This is a genomic window from Ramlibacter aquaticus, from assembly GCF_015159745.1.
Taxonomy (GTDB): Bacteria; Pseudomonadota; Gammaproteobacteria; order Burkholderiales; family Burkholderiaceae_C; genus Ramlibacter; species Ramlibacter aquaticus.
Genome location: NZ_JADDOJ010000010.1, coordinates 1 through 15,373 on the forward strand (window position 1 = coordinate 1; position 15,373 = coordinate 15,373).

The window sequence follows — 15,373 nt, forward strand, 5'->3', positions numbered from 1 at the left end:
CTCCCAGGGCGAACTGTTCGCGCAAACCCCGGAGATTGAGATGACTGCCCTGAACGTGCTGGGCACTGAGCTGGTGGCCTGCTCCTATGACCCGTTGACCGGATTTTTCCGCGACGGCTGCTGCCACACCGACGAACAGGACCACGGTACCCACGTCGTGTGCGCGCGCATGACAGCCGACTTCCTGGCCTATTCGCGCAGCCGGGGCAACGACCTTGTGACGGCACGGCCGGAGTACCGCTTTGCCGGTCTGCGTCCCGGTGACCGCTGGTGCCTGTGCGCCCTGCGCTGGAAGGAGGCCCTCGCCGCCGGCGTCGCGCCGCCGGTCCACCTGGAGGCCACGCACGCCAAGGCCCTGGAGATCGTCACGCTGGCGCAGTTGCAGGCCCACGCGATCGCCCCGGGGACCGCGGCGCGATGAACCCGCTGCACCCCAAGAAGCTGCTCCTGACGAAGTGGACCGCCGTCCAACCGCAGGCCAAGGACAAGCACTTCCTGGTGACCCGCGTGATCACGCCGGAGCTGCCCGAGGTGGCGATCCAATGGGTGGAGATCGAAGCCCTGTTTTCGAAAGCCACCCGGCGCATCGATTGGCGGGAGCTGAGGGATGAAGGGCTGTGGCGGCAGGGGTGGGTGTGACCGGCGTCAGTTGGTACTGACGAAGCACCGAGCGGGCTGGGCACAGCGTTGGCACGGCATGGGCAAAAAGCAAAACGCCCACTGTGAAGTGGGCGTCAGGCTGAGAGCGGAAATCGCTCTGCTGTTGGTTGCGCGGGCAAGATTTGAACTTGCGACCTTTGGGTTATGAGCCCAACGAGCTACCAGGCTGCTCCACCGCGCGTCAAGACTTAAATTATAGCAGCTTATTCAGCCGCGCCTTCGGCTTCGCCGGTGTTTTCTGCGGGACGGTCCACCAGCTCGACGAGCGCCATCGGGGCGTTGTCGCCCACGCGGAAGCCCATCTTCAGGATGCGGGTGTAGCCGCCCGGGCGCGCCTTGAAGCGCGGGCCGAGTTCGTTGAACAGCTTGGTCACGCTGTCGCGGTCGCGCAGGCGGTCGAAGGCCAGGCGCTTGTTCGCGAGCGTGGGTTCCTTGCTGAGCGTGATCATCGGCTCGACGACGCGGCGCAGTTCCTTCGCCTTGGGGACGGTGGTCTTGATGACTTCGTGCTCGATGAGCGAGTTCATCATGTTGCGCAGCATCGCGAGGCGGTGCTCGCTGGTGCGGTTGAGTTTACGGAGGCCGTGGCCGTGACGCATGGTGATTTCCTTTCAATTATTTAGCCGCCAGCCGGATCAGGTACTGGCGGGTCACCGATGAAAAACAAAGACGAGGCTGCACGCAGCCCCGTCATCTCTCGATTATCGCTTGTCCAGGCCGGCGGGCGGCCAGGACTCCAGCTTCATGCCGAGCGTGAGCCCGCGCGAAGCCAGCACTTCCTTGATTTCGTTGAGCGACTTGCGGCCCAGGTTCGGGGTCTTGAGCAGCTCGTTCTCGGTGCGCTGGATCAGGTCACCGATGTAGTAGATGTTCTCGGCCTTCAGGCAGTTCGCCGAACGCACGGTGAGCTCGAGCTCGTCGACCGGACGCAGCAGGATCGGGTCGAACTGCTGCGAGCTGCGCTGCACCGGCTGGTCGAAGGCGGCGAGTTCGCTGCCCTCGAGCTGCGCGAACACGGCCAGCTGTTCCACCAGGATCTTGGCCGAAGCGCGCACCGCGTCTTCGGCGGTGATGGCGCCGTTGGTCTCGATCTCGACGACCAGCTTGTCCAGGTCGGTACGCTGCTCGACGCGGGCGCTCTCGACGGTGTAGCTCACGCGCTTGACCGGGGAGAAGGAGGCGTCCAGCACGATGCGGCCGATGGACTTGGTCGGCTCGTCGGCATAGCGGCGCATGGTGCCGGGCACGTAGCCGCGGCCCTTCTCGACCTTGATCTGCATGTCGATCTTGCCGCCCTGCGACAGGTGGGCGATGACATGGTCGGGATTGATGATCTCGACGTCGTGCGGGGTCTGGATGTCGGCGGCGGTGACCACGCCTTCACCGTCCTTGCGCAGCGACAGGGTGACCTCGTCGCGGTTGTGGAGCTTGAACACCACGCCCTTGAGGTTCAGCAGGATGCTGACCACGTCTTCCTGGACGCCGTCGATGGACGAGTACTCGTGCAGGACACCGGCGATGGTGACTTCGGTCGCCGCGTAACCCACCATCGACGAGAGCAGCACACGGCGCAGGGCGTTGCCCAGGGTGTGACCGTAGCCGCGCTCGAAAGGCTCGAGCGTGACCTTCGCCCGGTTGTGGCCGAGCTGCTCCACGTTGATGGCTTTGGGTTTCAGCAGGTTGGTTTGCATGCAGGACTTCCTCTCAATACCCCCGGCTCGTTACACCGGTAAGGCTGGTGAAGCGCCCGGCGCGCGGTGCCCCACGCGCAGGGAACGGGTAATTCACTCCAGGCCGGCCCCGCACGACGCGGGGCCAGGCGCCCGCATCAGCGGGAATACAGTTCGACGATCAGCGATTCGTTGATGTCCGAGCCGAATTCGTCGCGGTCCGGAACCTTCTTGAAGGTGCCTTCGGCCTTGTCGGCGTTCACTTCCACCCAGGCCGGGATGCCGACCTGCTGGGCCAGCTGCAGGGCCTCGACGACGCGGTTCTGCTTCTTGGACTTTTCGCGCACCGCGATCACGTCACCGGTCTTGACCAGGTAGGACGGGATGTTGACGGGGTTGCCGTTCACGGTGATGGCCTTGTGGCTGACCAGCTGGCGCGCTTCGGCGCGGGTCGAGCCGAAACCCATGCGGTAGACCACGTTGTCCAGGCGGGACTCGAGCAGGAACAGCAGGTTCGCGCCGGAGTTGCCCTTGCGGCGGGAAGCCTCTTCGAAGTAACGGCGGAACTGGCGCTCCAGGATGCCGTACATGCGCTTGACCTTCTGCTTTTCGCGCAGCTGCAGGCCGAAGTCGGAGGTGCGCTGGCCCGAGGTGCGGCCGTGCTGGCCGGGCTTGGAGTCGAACTTCGCCTTGTCGCTGATGGAGCGGCGGGCGCTCTTCAGGAACAGGTCGGTGCCTTCACGGCGGGAGAGTTTGGCCTTGGGGCCGAGGTAACGTGCCACGTTGGTTTCCTTCTAGATTGCACTGCCGCGGGCTATTCCCGCGGGAGCCGCCCTGCAGGCAGGGACGGCGGTGGGCTTGGTTGAATCGGTCGCGTCGCGCCCGATCGCCGGCAAGGCGATCAGATGCGGCGGCGCTTCTGCGGGCGGCAGCCGTTGTGCGGCACAGGCGTCACGTCGGCGATGGACGTGATGCGGATGCCCAGGGCGGCCAGGGCGCGGACGGAGGACTCACGGCCAGGGCCGGGACCCTTGATCTCGACGTCCAGGTTCTTGATGCCCTGCTCGATCGCGGCGCGGCCGGCCACTTCCGAGGCAACCTGGGCGGCGAAGGGCGTCGACTTGCGCGAACCCTTGAAGCCCTGGCCACCGGAGGAGGCCCAGCTCAGGGCATTGCCCTGGCGGTCGGTGATCGTGATGATCGTGTTGTTGAAGGACGCGTGCACGTGGCAGACGCCATCGGACACGTTCTTGCGGACCTTCTTGCGCACACGCTGCGCGGCGTTGTTGACGGGAGCCTTGGCCATTTGTCTTTACTCTTTCCCGGTTTATTTCTTCAGCGACTGCGCAGCCTTGCGCGGACCCTTGCGGGTGCGGGCATTGGTGCGCGTGCGCTGGCCGCGCATGGGCAGGCCACGACGGTGGCGGAAGCCCCGGTAGCAGCCGATGTCCATCAGGCGCTTGATGTTCATCGTGGTTTCGCGGCGCAGGTCACCTTCGATGGTGTACTGGGCGATCTGGTCGCGGATCTTCTCGAGGTCGGCGTCGGACAGGTCCTTCACCTTCTTCGAGTAGGCGATGCCGCAGGCTTCGCAGATCTTGCGTGCGCGGGTGCGGCCAATGCCGAAGATTGCCGTCAGGCCGATTTCGGCGTGCTGGTGCGGCGGAATGTTGATGCCGGCGATACGTGCCATGTTCGTCCTCTAGAACTCTGAATCAGCCTTGGCGCTGCTTGTGACGCGGATCCGTGCAGATCACGCGAACGACGCCCTTGCGGCGGATGATCTTGCAGTTGCGGCAGATCTTCTTGACGGAAGCCGAAACTCTCATTTGCTTTCTCCTAATCTCTACCAATCGAGGTGCCCGAGCACCGGTTTCACTTGTGGTCCGCAACCTTGCAAATCACTTTGCTCGGAACACGATCCGCGCCCGGGACAGGTCGTAGGGCGTCAACTCAACGGTGACCTTGTCACCTGGAAGGATGCGGATGTAATGCATCCTCATCTTTCCCGAAATATGGCCGAGCACTTCGTGCCCGTTGTCCAGCTTCACCCGGAATGTGGCGTTGGGGAGGTTTTCCACCACTGCGCCTTGCATCTGGATGACGTCGTCCTTGGCCATGTCCTTTGTCGTTACGGTCAACCGCCCAGCGAGGTCTTGAAGTTCGCTTTCTTGAGCAGTGACTCGTACTGCTGGCTCATCAGGTAGTTCTGTACCTGGGCCATGAAGTCCATGGTCACGACCACGATGATCATCAGCGACGTCCCACCGAAGTAGAACGGCACGTTGTATTTCAGGATCAGGAACTCCGGCAGCAGGCAGACGAAGGTGATGTACACCGCGCCCGCCAGCGTGAGGCGAACCAGGATCTTGTCGATGTAGCGCGCCGTCTGCTCGCCCGGGCGGATGCCCGGCACGAAGGCGCCGCTCTTCTTCAGGTTGTCGGCGGTCTCGCGGCTGTTGAACACGAGCGCCGTGTAGAAGAAGCAGAAGAACACGATCGCGCTGGCGTACAGGATCACGTAGATCGGCTGGCCGGGCGTCAGCGAGGACGCGATGTCCTTGAGCCAGCGCAGGCTGTCACCGGTCGCGAACCAGCTCACCACCGTAGTGGGCAGCAGGATGATCGACGAGGCGAAAATCGGCGGGATCACGCCGGCCATGTTCAGCTTCAGCGGCAGGTGCGAGGACTGGCCCCCGTACACCTTGTTGCCGACCTGGCGCCGCGCATAGTTCACGAGGATCTTGCGCTGGCCACGTTCGATGAACACGACGAACCAGGTGACCACCGCCACCAGGGCGACGACGAAGATCGCGACCAGGATGCTCATGGCGCCGGTGCGCACCAGTTCCAGCAGGCCGCCCAGGGCGTTGGGCAGGCCGGCGGCGATGCCGGCGAATATCAGGATCGAGATCCCGTTGCCCAGGCCGCGCTCGGTGATCTGCTCGCCCAGCCACATGAGGAACATGGTGCCGGCCGTGAGGCTGAACACCGCGGTCATGCGGAAGCCGAAGCCCGGGTTCAGCACCAGGCCGGCCGTGCCTTCCAGGGCCAGGGCGATGCCCATGGACTGGAAGATGGCCAGGCCCAGCGTGCCGTAGCGGGTGTACTGCGTGATCTTGCGGCGGCCGGACTCGCCCTCCTTCTTCAGCTGCTCGAACGTCGGCAGGACGTAGGTGAGCAGCTGCATGATGATGGAGGCCGAGATGTACGGCATGATGCCCAGCGCGAACACCGTGAAGCGCGACAGCGCCCCGCCCGAGAACATGTTGAACAGGTTCAGGATGCCGCCCTGCTGGCCCTTGAACAGCTGCGCGAGCTGGTCCGGGTTGATGCCGGGCACGGGAATGTGCGCGCCGACGCGGTAGACCACGAGCGCGAGCAGCAGAAACACCAACCGCCGGCGCAGGTCGCCGAACTTGCCGGTCTTCGCGATTTGTGCAGCGTTAGTGGCCACCGTGGTCCTCAGCGATCGTTTCTGTCACGCGGTCGCGTTCAGGCCAGGCTGCCGCCGGCTGCCTCGATGGCGGCCTTGGCACCCACGGTCGCGGCGATACCGTTCAGCTTGACAGCCTTGGTGATCTCGCCGGCCTTGATGACCTTGACGTTGCGGGCCAGTTCGGGAACCAGGCCAGCCTTCTTCAGGGAGACCAGGTCCACCTCGGCGGCGCCCAGGCGCTCCAGGGCGGCCAGGCTCACCTCGGCGTTGTACTTGGCCGACTGCGACTTGAAGCCACGCTTGGGCAGGCGCCGCTGCAGCGGCATCTGGCCGCCTTCGAAGCCGACCTTGTGGTAGCCACCGGCACGGGACTTCTGGCCCTTGTGGCCACGGCCCGCGGTCTTGCCCAGGCCGGAACCGATGCCGCGGCCGACGCGGCGGCGGTCCTTGCGGCTGCCTTCCGCAGGCTTGAGGTTGTTCAGTTCCATCAGAGCACCTTCACCAGGTAGTCGATCTTGTTGATCATGCCGCGCACTGCCGGGGTGTCCTGCAGTTCGCTGACGCTGTTCAGCTTGCGCAGGCCCAGGCCGCGCACGGTGTCGCGGTGGGATTGCTTGGTGCCGATCGGGCTGCGCACCAGCTGGACCTTGACGGTCTTGGTTTCTTGGTTCGCCATTGCGAAATCTCCGGTCAGGCGGTGAACAGGTCTTCGACCGACTTGCCGCGCTTGGCAGCCACTTCGGACGGGGTCGTGGAACGGCGCAGGGCGTCGAACGTGGCACGGACCATGTTGTAGGGGTTGGTCGAACCGTGGCTCTTGGCCACGATGTCGGTGATGCCCATCACTTCGAACACGGCGCGCATCGGGCCGCCGGCGATGATGCCGGTACCCTTGGGGGCCGGGGCCATCATCACGTGCGCGGCGCCATGGTGGCCCATGACGTTGTGGTGGATGGTGCCGTTCTTGAGCGACACCTTGGTCATGTTGCGGCGGGCTTCTTCCATCGCCTTCTGCACGGCAGCGGGCACTTCCTTGGACTTGCCCTTGCCCATGCCGACGCGGCCATCACCGTCGCCGACCACGGTCAGTGCGGCGAAACCGAGGATACGGCCGCCCTTCACCACCTTGGTCACGCGGTTGACCGCGATCATCTTCTCGCGCATCCCGTCTTCGGGACCGTCACCTTGCGTCTTCGCTTGAACTCGTGCCATGACTCAAATCCTTTAGAACTGGAGGCCGGCGGCGCGGGCCGCTTCCGCCAGGGCCTTCACGCGGCCGTGGTACTGGAAACCGGCGCGGTCGAAGGCGACCTTCTCGACGCCGGCAGCCTTGGCCTTCTCGGCGATCAGCTTGCCCACCTGCTCGGCAGCGGCGACGTTGCCGCCCTTGCCCGAGCCACCCAGCGACTTGCGCAGGTCGGCCTGGGCCGTGGAGGCCGTGGCCAGCACCTTGCTGCCGTCGCCGGAGATCAGGCTGGCGTAGATGTGAAGGTTGGTGCGGTTCACCGTCAGGCGCGGCACACCCTGCGTCGCGATGCGGATGCGGGTCTGACGCGCGCGGCGCAGGCGTTGCTCTTTTTTGCTCAGCATGTTCGCCCCTTACTTCTTCTTGGTTTCCTTGATCGTGATCTTCTCATCCGCATAGCGGATGCCCTTGCCCTTGTAGGGCTCGGGAGGGCGGACCGCGCGGATTTCCGCGGCGATCTGGCCGACGCGCTGGCGGTCGGCACCCTTGATCACGATTTCGGTGGGAGCCGGCGTGGCGACCGTGATGCCGGCAGGCATCTCGATGTTCACCGGGTGCGAATAGCCGACCGTGAGGTTCAGCTTGGCGCCCTGGGCGGCGGCCTTGTAGCCCACGCCGACCAGGTTCAGCTTCTTCTCGAAGCCCTTGGTCACGCCGACCACCATGTTGTTCACCAGCTGGCGCATGGTGCCGCTCATGGCGTTCGCTTCACGCGACTCGTTCGCCGGCTCGAAGGACAGCTTGCCGTCCTTGCTGACGATCTTGACCAGGGCGTTCTGGGCCAGCGACAGCGTGCCGCCGGTGCCCTTGACGCTGATCTGGTCTTCCTTGACTTGCACGTCGACGCCCTGGGGGACGGCGACCGGCATCTTTCCGACTCGGGACATGTTCTGTTCCTTCCCGTTCAGGCCACGTAGCAGAGGACTTCGCCGCCGACGCCGCTCGCGCGGGCCTTGCGGTCGGTCATCACGCCACGGGGGGTGGTGACGATGGCCACGCCCAGGCCGTTCTGGACCTGGGGAATGTCGGTGGCGCCCTTGTAGACACGCAGGCCGGGACGGCTCACGCGCTCGATGCGCTCGATGACGGGGCGGCCGGCGTAGTACTTGAGGGCAATCTCGAGCTCGCTCTTGTTGCCGTCTTTCTTGACCTGGAAGCCGTCGATGTAGCCCTCGTCCTTCAGGACCTGGGCGATGGCGACCTTGATGTTGGAAGCCGGGACCGAGACGGTCGGCTTGGCCACCATCTGCGCATTGCGGATGCGCGTCAGCAGGTCGGCGATGGGATCACTCATGCTCATGTGTCTTCTCCTCGCTTACCAGCTGGCCTTGGTGATGCCGGGGATGTCGCCTGCGAAGGCCATCTCACGGATCTTGGCGCGGGCCAGGCCGAACTGGCGGAACGTGCCGCGCGGGCGGCCCGTGATCTCGCAGCGGTTGCGCTGGCGCGTCGGGTTCGCGTTGCGGGGGAGCTTCTGCAGGGCGAGGCGGGCGAGCATGCGCTCGTCGTCGCTCTTCTTGGCATCGTTGGCGATGGACTTCAGCTCGGCGTACTTGGCGGCGTACTTGGCAGCCAGCTTGTCGCGCTTCAGCTCACGTTGGATCAGTGCTTGTTTAGCCACGATGCACCCTCAGTTCTTGAACGGGAAACGGAAGCCCGCGAGCAGCGCCTTGCACTCTTCGTCGGTCTTGGCCGTGGTCGTGATCGAGATGTTCAGGCCGCGCAGCGCGTCGACCTTGTCGTACTCGATCTCGGGGAAAATGATCTGTTCCTTGACGCCGATGTTGTAGTTGCCACGGCCGTCGAACGCGCGGCCGGAAATGCCGCGGAAGTCGCGCACGCGGGGCAGGGCCACGGTGACGAAACGGTCCAGGAACTCATACATGCGCACGCCACGCAGCGTGACCATCGTGCCGATGGCCTGGCCTTCGCGGATCTTGAAACCGGCGATGGCTTTCTTGGCCTTGGTCACGACCGGCTTCTGGCCGGCGATCTTGGTCAGGTCGCCCACGGCGTTGTCCATGACCTTCTTGTCGGCGACGGCTTCGGAGACACCCATGTTCAGGGTGATCTTCGTCAGGCGCGGCACCTGCATCGGCGACTTGTAGCCGAACTTCTCGGTCAGCTCGGGAACGATCTTTTCCCGGTAGTGTTGTTGCAGTCGTGCCATGGTCATGCCGCCTTGATTTCTTCGCCGTTGGACTTGAAGACGCGCACGCGCTTCTCGCCCTCGACCTTGATGCCCACGCGGTCGGCCTTGCCGGTCGCGGGGTTGAAGATCGCCACGTTGGACTGGTGGATCGGCATGGCCTTTTCCACGATGCCGCCGGTGGTGCCCTTCATGGGGTTCGGCTTGGTGTGCTTCTTCACCAGGTTGATGCCGTCGACGACCACATGCGTGTCGTCCTTGCGCAGGCTCACCTTGCCGCGCTTGCCCTTGTCGCGGCCAGCGAGGACGATGACTTCGTCGCCTTTGCGGATCTTGTTCATGCTGTGCCTCGCTTAGAGAACTTCGGGCGCCAGCGACACGATCTTCATGAAGCGCTCGGTACGCAGTTCACGCGTCACGGGGCCGAAGATGCGGGTGCCGATGGGCTCCAGCTTGTTGTTGAGCAGCACGGCGGCATTGCCGTCGAACTTGACGAGGGAGCCGTCGCCGCGACGGATGCCCTTGGCGGTGCGAACGACGACGGCACTGTAGACCTCGCCCTTCTTGACGCGGCCACGGGGCGCAGCTTCCTTGACGCTCACCTTGATGATGTCGCCCACGCTGGCGTAGCGACGCTTGGAACCGCCGAGCACCTTGATGCAAAGAACGGACTTCGCACCGGTGTTGTCGGCGACTTCGAGCCGAGATTCTGTCTGGATCATTTCAAATATTTCCCAACTTGCACCCGTTGCACCCCATGGGGCACGCTCAGGTCAGTCTTGGGCCCGTCGTCGGCGCCGGCAACCGCTGGGCCTGCAGCTTGTGGGCTGCGCGGCCTGAACGCCTGTGAGCATGCGCTTTCGAATGGGGCGGAATTGCACCTGAGAAAAGCCGCTTTCCTTCGCGCATGGGCCCTGTCGACCACCAGCCAACCAGCCATGCAAAAAGCAGCCCTTTCAAAGGGCAGCCCGCGATTATTGCAAAGTGCCTGGCGGCTGTCAACTGCCCCGCATCAGCCGGGCAGCGTGAGGTAGGCCTGCGCCAGGGCCTGGGCCGCCTCCACCGCCGGGTCGCAGCCGGTTTCATCGGCCAGCACGCCGCCGACGGCGGGCGCGGCCCGGCCGGCGGCGGCGGCGTCCAGGAAGAGCAGCCGGGATCGGCGGCCCAGCACGTCGGCGGCCGTGCGCGCATATTCATGACGGGCCGCGAAGCGCACCATGGCCTCGGTCAGGCCGGGGGCGAGCTCCCGGCCGGCCCCGGGCAGGGCCTGCACGGCCGCGGCGTCGGTGCCGTACAGGTGCAGGCCGGGCGGCTCGGACAGGGGCACGCCGGGGACGGAAGGCGCCGGTGCGCCCATCAGCCGAAGGTGAGCAGTCACTTCCTTGGGGCGCGCCTCCAGCCGGCCTGCCGCCATGCAGGCGTCCAGCGTGTCCTCGGCCATGGCCCGGTAGGTGGTCCATTTGCCGCCGGTGACGGTGACCAGGCCGGTCGGGCTGGTCAGCACGGTGTGCTCGCGGCTGAGGCCCCCGGTGTTGCCGGCGTCGGCGCCGTCCGGGCGGACCAGCGGACGCAGGCCCACCCACAGGCTGCGAATGTCCGCGCGGCCGGGTGCACGGGCCAGGTAGTTGCCGGCCTCGCGCAGGATGAAATCCACTTCTTCGGGGAAGGGGCGGGGCTCGGCGGCCAGGTCCTCGCGCGGGGTGTCCGTGGTTCCCAGCACCAGCTTGCCCAGCCAGGGCACGGCGAAGAGCACCCGGCCGTCGGCGGTGCGCGGCACGATCAGGGCCTCGCGCCCGGGCAGGAACTCGCGGTCCACCACCACGTGCACGCCCTGGCTGGGGGCCACCAGGGGCGTCGCGGCCCGGCCGGCGGCGGCGCCGTCCCAGGCCCGCAGGGTGTCGACCCAGACCCCGGCGGCGTTCACCACGCAGCCCGCCCGCAGCGTGAACTCGCGCCCGCTCTCGGCATCGCGGCAGCGCAGCCCGGCCACCCGGCCGCCTTCGTGCAGCAGCGCCGTGGCCGGGCAGTAATTGACGAGCAGGGCGCCGCGGCTTTGCGCCGTGCGCGCCAGGGCCACCGCCAGGCGGGCATCGTCGAACTGCCCGTCCCAGTAGCGCACGCCCCCGCGCAGGCCGCCGGGCCGGGCGTTGGGCAGCCGGGCCAGCACGCCGCCGCGGCCCAGGAAGCGGGTGCGGCCCAGGCCGGCGCGCCCGGCCATCAGGTCGTAGAGCACCAGCCCGGCGCCGTAGAACGGCAGCTCCCACCAGCGGTAGGCCGGCATCACGAAGGGCAGCGGCTGCGCCAGGTGCGGCGCGTTGGCCAGCAGGGTGCTGCGCTCGTGCAGGGCCTCGCGCACCAGGCCCAGGTTGCCCTGTGCGAGGTAGCGCACGCCGCCGTGCACCAGCTTGGTGGCACGCGAGGAAGTGCCGCAGGCGAAGTCCCCCGCCTCCACCAGCACCACCGAAAAGCCGCGCGCGGCCGCATCCAGGGCCACGCCCAGCCCGGTGGCACCGCCGCCGACCACGGCGAGGTCCCAGGTGCGCGGGCTGGCCAGGCGGTCCAGCAATTCCTGTCGCTGCATGCCCGGATTCTGGGGCAGGTGGGCGATAGACTGCCGGGCCATGGAATCCACGATCGCATTCATCGGGGGCGGCAACATGGCCAGCGCCATCATCGGCGGCCTGCGCGGCCAGGGCCTGCCCGCTGCCCAGGTCGAGGTGGTCGAGCCCTGGGACGAGGCCCGCGCCCGGCTCGCCCAGCAGTTCGGCGTGCAGGCCCAGGCGGCGCCGGGCGAGGCGCTGCGGCGTGCCGGCGTGGTGGTCTGGGCGGTGAAGCCGCAGACCTTCCGCGAGGCCGCACAGGCCGCGGCGCCCTTCTGCGCGGACGCCCTGCACCTGAGCGTGGCGGCCGGCATCCGCTCGGACAGCATCGCGGCCTGGCTGGGCAGCGAGCGCATCGTGCGCGCGATGCCCAACACCCCGGCCCTGGTGGGCCTGGGCATGACGGGCCTGTACGCGCGGCCTTCGGTGGGCGACGCCGACCGCGCCCAGGTAGAGCGCATCGTGGCGACCACCGGCGAGTCGGTCTGGGTGGACGCCGAGCCCCTGCTGGATGGCGTCACGGCGCTGTCCGGCTCCGGCCCGGCCTATGTGTTCTTCTTCATCGAGGCCATGACCCGCGCCGGCATCGAGATGGGCCTCACGGCGGCGCAGGCGCAACGCCTCGCGGTGGGCACCTTCCGCGGCGCTGCCGAACTGGCGCACCGCTCGGACGAGCCGCCCGAGCTGCTGCGCCAGCGCGTCACCTCCAAGGGCGGCACGACCTACGCCGCCATCACCGCCCTGCAGGCCGACGGCGTGGATGCGTTGCTGGTGAAGGCGATACGCGCCGCCCAGGCGCGCGCGGCCGAACTGGGCGACGAGTTCGGGCGCTGAAGCGGGCCCGGCGGCGCCGGCCGCTTCAGCCCAGGGCGTAGCCGGCCACCACGCCGGCAAACACGGTGAAGCCCAGCCAGTGGTTGAGCCGGAAGGCCTTGAAGCAGCCCTCGCGGCTGCGCTCGCGGATCAGGGTGTAGTGCCACAGCGCCTGGGCCGCGGCCACCAGCACCGCCGCGCCCACGGCGAGCGGCGGGATGTGCGCCGAGAGCACGTCGGCCCAGACCGCCAGGTAGGCGCCATAGCAGGCCATCACCACCGGCACGTCGGCGCGGCCCAGGGTGATGGCCGAGGTCTTCATGCCGATGCGAAGGTCGTCGTCACGGTCCACCATGGCGTACTCGGTGTCATAGGCCAGCACCCAGAACAGGTTGCCCAGCAGCAGCACCCAGGCCTCCACCGGCACGTGGCCCTGCACCGCGGCATAGGCCATGGGGATGCCGAAGCTGAAGGCCACGCCCAGCACCGCCTGCGGCATGGCGAAGAAGCGCTTGGCGAAGGGGTACACCAGGCTCACCGCCAGCGCCGCGAACGACCAGGCGATGGCCGCCGCGTTGGTGGTCAGCACCAGGCCGAAGGCCAGCAGGGCCAGCAGCGCGCCCAGCACCAGCGCTTCGCGGGTGGACACGGCGCCCGAGGTGACGGGCCGGCCCGCGGTGCGCTTCACGTGGCGGTCGAAGTCGCGGTCGGCGACGTCGTTGACGCAGCAGCCGGCGCTGCGCATGAGGACGGTGCCGGCCGTGAACACCGCCAGCAGGTGCCAGCCGGGAAAGCCCCGCGCCGCGACCCACAGGGCCGAAAGCGTGGGCCAGAGCAGCAGCAGCCAGCCCGCCGGGCGGTCCCAGCGGATGAGGTCCAGGTAGAGCCGCAGGCGGCCGGGCGCAGCCATCAGAGCCCGAGCGCGCGCAGGTCGAGCCGGCCGTCCTTCAGGGGCGGGCACCAGTAGTACGCACCGTTGACCGGCCGGCTGATGCGAAAGAGGGCGTCCGTGATGCCGTCGTCCTGGCCGGCCATGCGGCGCATCTGCTGCTCGAAGGCCTGCAGCGAGCGGCCGAAGGCGACGAACTGCAGGCCGGCCTGCAGGCCCGCCATCCAGGGCATGGAGCGGCGCAGCACGAAGGCCTCGGGCTCGAAGCTCTCCTGCGCGGTGCGCTTGACATGCGCGGACTCGGGCGCATCGTCCAGTTCCTCGTTGTCGGCCAGGCGGCGGCCGATGTGATGGTCACGCGCCTCGTCCTCCAGCGCCTCGAAGGCGTCCATGTCGTGCACCCACTGCTGCACGGCGACGAAGCTGCCGCCGTCCAGGCCCGCGCCCGCGCCCTGGGTGAAGGCGGCGGCGACCGCCGCATCGCCCTCGGGGTTCTCGGTGCCGTCCTCGAAGCCGGTCAGGTCGTGGCCGTGGCCGCCGTCCCTGGCGGCGTGGCGGAAGCCGTCGAGCACCTGGCGTGCCACGAACACGGGCGCCAGCGCCTTCTGCACCTTGCGCGTGACGTGCAGCAGCTCGCCCAGGTCGTCGCCGCGCAGCCAGCACCACAGCGTGCCGGGGGTCGAGGGCACCTTCACCCCGTGGCCCGAGAAATCCGGGAACTCGTGCAGGCCCGGCACCTCGGCGCCCAGCGCCGCCACCAGCGAGGGCCCCAGGCCCACCACCACGTCGCTGCCGTCGGCCAGCGGCGACAGGCGCTGCAGCGCGGCGCGGATCGCGCCAGCGTCCGCGCCCTCGGGGCGCAGCACGAAGTGGACGTAGCGGGCGACGGCGGGAACGCCATCCAGGATGCCGGGCTGGAACTGCATGGGGGTCATCGAAGAAGGATCAGGACAGTCGTTTCACGCCGGGGAGCTCGCAGGCGTAGATCGCATTGCGCAGCGCGGCGATGGCTTCGTAGCGGGTGAAGCTGCGGCGCCAGGCCAGCACCACGCGGCGGCTGGGCGGCTCGCCCTCGAAGGGGATGTAGCGCACGAAGGACAGGTCGTCCTTGCGCCGGCGCGGCTTGCCCTCCAGGGCCTCGCGCGGCACCGACAGGCGCGGCACCAGGGTCACGCCCATGCCGGCGGCCACCATGTGCTTGATGGTCTCCAGCGAGGAGCCCTCGAAGCTCTTGCGTATGCCCTCGGCGTCGCTGGAGAAGCGCGCGAACTCGGGGCACACCTCCAGCACGTGGTCGCGGAAGCAGTGGCCGGTGCCCAGCAGCAGCATGGTCTCGGCCTTCAGCTCCTCGGCGGTGATGGTCTTGCGCACGGACAGCGCGTGGGTGCTGGGCACGGCGGCCATGAAGGGCTCGTCGTAGAGCGGCGCGATGGCCAGGCCCGTGTCCGGAAAGGGCTCGGCCATGATGGCGCAGTCGATCTCGCCGGTGCGCAGCATCTCCAGCAGCTTGACGGTGAAGTTCTCCTGCAGCATCAGCGGCATCTGCGGCGTGCGGTCGATCGCCTGGCGCACCAGGTCGGGCAGCAGGTAGGGGCCGATGGTGTAGATCACGCCCAGCTTCAGGGGGCCCGAGAGCGGGTCCTTGCCACGCTTGGCGATCTCCTTGATGGCGGCCGCCTGCTCCAGCACGCTCTGCGCCTGGCGCACGATCTCCTCGCCCAGGGGCGTCACGGTGACTTCGTTGGCGCTGCGTTCGAACAGCTTGACCTCCAGCTCATCCTCGAGCTTCTTGATCGCCACCGAAAGCGTGGGCTGCGAGACGAAGCAGGCTTCGGCGGCCTTGCCGAAATGCTTCTCGCGCGCCACGGCGACGATGTACTTGAGCTCGGTCAGTGTCATGGCGTGTG

At 67.4% G+C, this 15,373-nt stretch carries 25 protein-coding genes and 1 tRNA gene; 3 read left to right on the top strand and 23 right to left on the bottom strand.

Annotated elements, in window-relative coordinates; translation table 11 throughout:
* Nucleotides 1-40: 40 nt before the first annotated feature.
* On the top strand, nt 41-421 hold the full coding sequence (locus tag IM725_RS03890) for a DUF2237 family protein (RefSeq protein ID WP_193779265.1): 381 nt from the start codon (nt 41-43) through the stop codon (nt 419-421).
* A complete protein-coding gene (locus tag IM725_RS03895; RefSeq protein ID WP_193779266.1) occupies nt 418-639 on the top strand; it encodes a TIGR02450 family Trp-rich protein in 222 nt (73 codons plus the stop codon). Before IM725_RS03890 ends, IM725_RS03895 begins: the two co-directional genes overlap by 4 nt.
* A 125-nt stretch (nt 640-764) precedes the next feature.
* On the opposite strand, the gene IM725_RS03900 is transcribed toward IM725_RS03895, so the two are convergent.
* The 20 genes from IM725_RS03900 to IM725_RS03995 form a co-directional block, all read right to left on the bottom strand.
* Nucleotides 765-841: transfer RNA gene (locus IM725_RS03900), tRNA-Met, on the bottom strand.
* A gap of 22 nt (nt 842-863) precedes the next feature.
* The gene (gene rplQ / locus IM725_RS03905; RefSeq protein ID WP_193779267.1) at nt 864-1,259 is read right to left on the bottom strand and encodes a 50S ribosomal protein L17; all 396 of its coding nucleotides are present in this window, start codon (nt 1,257-1,259) and stop codon (nt 864-866) included.
* A 102-nt stretch (nt 1,260-1,361) separates the two neighbouring features.
* Complete coding sequence (locus IM725_RS03910; protein WP_193779268.1) at nt 1,362-2,351, bottom strand: DNA-directed RNA polymerase subunit alpha; 990 nt, start codon at nt 2,349-2,351, stop codon at nt 1,362-1,364.
* Nucleotides 2,352-2,488: 137 nt separating this feature from the next.
* Entirely contained in the window at nt 2,489-3,112 is a 624-nt protein-coding gene (gene rpsD, locus IM725_RS03915; RefSeq protein WP_193779269.1) for a 30S ribosomal protein S4, read from the bottom strand.
* A 119-nt stretch (nt 3,113-3,231) separates the two neighbouring features.
* Nucleotides 3,232-3,636, bottom strand: a complete 405-nt coding sequence (gene rpsK, locus IM725_RS03920) for a 30S ribosomal protein S11 (protein ID WP_193779270.1) — start codon at nt 3,634-3,636, stop codon at nt 3,232-3,234.
* Between the two features lie 21 nt (nt 3,637-3,657).
* The gene (gene rpsM / locus IM725_RS03925; RefSeq protein WP_193779271.1) at nt 3,658-4,023 is read right to left on the bottom strand and encodes a 30S ribosomal protein S13; all 366 of its coding nucleotides are present in this window, start codon (nt 4,021-4,023) and stop codon (nt 3,658-3,660) included.
* A gap of 22 nt (nt 4,024-4,045) precedes the next feature.
* Nucleotides 4,046-4,159: a 50S ribosomal protein L36 gene (gene rpmJ, locus IM725_RS03930; RefSeq protein WP_011481465.1), complete on the bottom strand. Its 114-nt coding sequence runs from the start codon at nt 4,157-4,159 to the stop codon at nt 4,046-4,048.
* Nucleotides 4,160-4,231: 72 nt separating this feature from the next.
* On the bottom strand, nt 4,232-4,450 hold the full coding sequence (gene infA, locus IM725_RS03935; RefSeq protein WP_193779272.1) for a translation initiation factor IF-1: 219 nt from the start codon (nt 4,448-4,450) through the stop codon (nt 4,232-4,234).
* A gap of 17 nt (nt 4,451-4,467) precedes the next feature.
* Entirely contained in the window at nt 4,468-5,787 is a 1,320-nt protein-coding gene (gene secY / locus IM725_RS03940) for a preprotein translocase subunit SecY (RefSeq protein ID WP_193779273.1), read from the bottom strand.
* A gap of 38 nt (nt 5,788-5,825) precedes the next feature.
* Nucleotides 5,826-6,257, bottom strand: a complete 432-nt coding sequence (gene rplO, locus IM725_RS03945) for a 50S ribosomal protein L15 (protein WP_193779274.1) — start codon at nt 6,255-6,257, stop codon at nt 5,826-5,828.
* Complete coding sequence (gene rpmD, locus IM725_RS03950) at nt 6,257-6,445, bottom strand: 50S ribosomal protein L30 (RefSeq protein WP_193779275.1); 189 nt, start codon at nt 6,443-6,445, stop codon at nt 6,257-6,259. The genes rplO and rpmD overlap by 1 nt, the downstream gene beginning before the upstream one ends.
* Nucleotides 6,446-6,459: 14 nt before the next feature.
* Nucleotides 6,460-6,981, bottom strand: a complete 522-nt coding sequence (gene rpsE, locus IM725_RS03955; RefSeq protein ID WP_193779276.1) for a 30S ribosomal protein S5 — start codon at nt 6,979-6,981, stop codon at nt 6,460-6,462.
* 12 nt (nt 6,982-6,993) lie between these two features.
* Nucleotides 6,994-7,359 carry a 50S ribosomal protein L18 gene (gene rplR, locus IM725_RS03960; RefSeq protein ID WP_193779277.1) on the bottom strand — a complete coding sequence of 122 codons (366 nt, stop codon included), beginning with the start codon at nt 7,357-7,359 and terminating at the stop codon, nt 6,994-6,996.
* A gap of 9 nt (nt 7,360-7,368) precedes the next feature.
* A complete protein-coding gene (rplF, locus tag IM725_RS03965; protein WP_193779278.1) occupies nt 7,369-7,902 on the bottom strand; it encodes a 50S ribosomal protein L6 in 534 nt (177 codons plus the stop codon).
* A gap of 17 nt (nt 7,903-7,919) precedes the next feature.
* Nucleotides 7,920-8,315, bottom strand: coding sequence for a 30S ribosomal protein S8 (rpsH, locus tag IM725_RS03970; RefSeq protein WP_193779279.1), 396 nt, complete (start codon nt 8,313-8,315; stop codon nt 7,920-7,922).
* Between the two features lie 15 nt (nt 8,316-8,330).
* Nucleotides 8,331-8,636 (bottom strand): 30S ribosomal protein S14, encoded by a 306-nt coding sequence (gene rpsN / locus IM725_RS03975; protein ID WP_193779280.1) that lies wholly within the window; start codon nt 8,634-8,636, stop codon nt 8,331-8,333.
* A gap of 9 nt (nt 8,637-8,645) precedes the next feature.
* Complete coding sequence (gene rplE / locus IM725_RS03980) at nt 8,646-9,185, bottom strand: 50S ribosomal protein L5 (protein WP_193779281.1); 540 nt, start codon at nt 9,183-9,185, stop codon at nt 8,646-8,648.
* 2 nt (nt 9,186-9,187) lie between these two features.
* Entirely contained in the window at nt 9,188-9,505 is a 318-nt protein-coding gene (gene rplX / locus IM725_RS03985; RefSeq protein ID WP_193779282.1) for a 50S ribosomal protein L24, read from the bottom strand.
* 12 nt (nt 9,506-9,517) lie between these two features.
* Entirely contained in the window at nt 9,518-9,886 is a 369-nt protein-coding gene (rplN, locus tag IM725_RS03990) for a 50S ribosomal protein L14 (protein ID WP_061498327.1), read from the bottom strand.
* 290 nt (nt 9,887-10,176) lie between these two features.
* Nucleotides 10,177-11,745, bottom strand: coding sequence for a glycerol-3-phosphate dehydrogenase/oxidase (locus IM725_RS03995; protein WP_193779283.1), 1,569 nt, complete (start codon nt 11,743-11,745; stop codon nt 10,177-10,179).
* A gap of 40 nt (nt 11,746-11,785) precedes the next feature.
* On the opposite strand from IM725_RS03995, the gene proC reads away from it, so the two are divergent.
* The gene (gene proC / locus IM725_RS04000; protein WP_227753556.1) at nt 11,786-12,598 is read left to right on the top strand and encodes a pyrroline-5-carboxylate reductase; all 813 of its coding nucleotides are present in this window, start codon (nt 11,786-11,788) and stop codon (nt 12,596-12,598) included.
* A gap of 25 nt (nt 12,599-12,623) precedes the next feature.
* Here proC and ubiA read toward each other — a convergent pair whose 3' ends face one another.
* From ubiA to IM725_RS04015, 3 genes are read right to left on the bottom strand one after another with little or no spacing between them, the layout of a single operon-like run.
* Complete coding sequence (gene ubiA, locus IM725_RS04005) at nt 12,624-13,487, bottom strand: 4-hydroxybenzoate octaprenyltransferase (protein ID WP_193779285.1); 864 nt, start codon at nt 13,485-13,487, stop codon at nt 12,624-12,626.
* Entirely contained in the window at nt 13,487-14,401 is a 915-nt protein-coding gene (locus tag IM725_RS04010; protein WP_227753557.1) for a Dyp-type peroxidase, read from the bottom strand. Before IM725_RS04010 ends, ubiA begins: the two co-directional genes overlap by 1 nt.
* 10 nt (nt 14,402-14,411) lie before the next feature.
* Complete coding sequence (locus tag IM725_RS04015) at nt 14,412-15,365, bottom strand: LysR substrate-binding domain-containing protein (protein ID WP_193779286.1); 954 nt, start codon at nt 15,363-15,365, stop codon at nt 14,412-14,414.
* Nucleotides 15,366-15,373 lie beyond the last annotated feature (8 nt).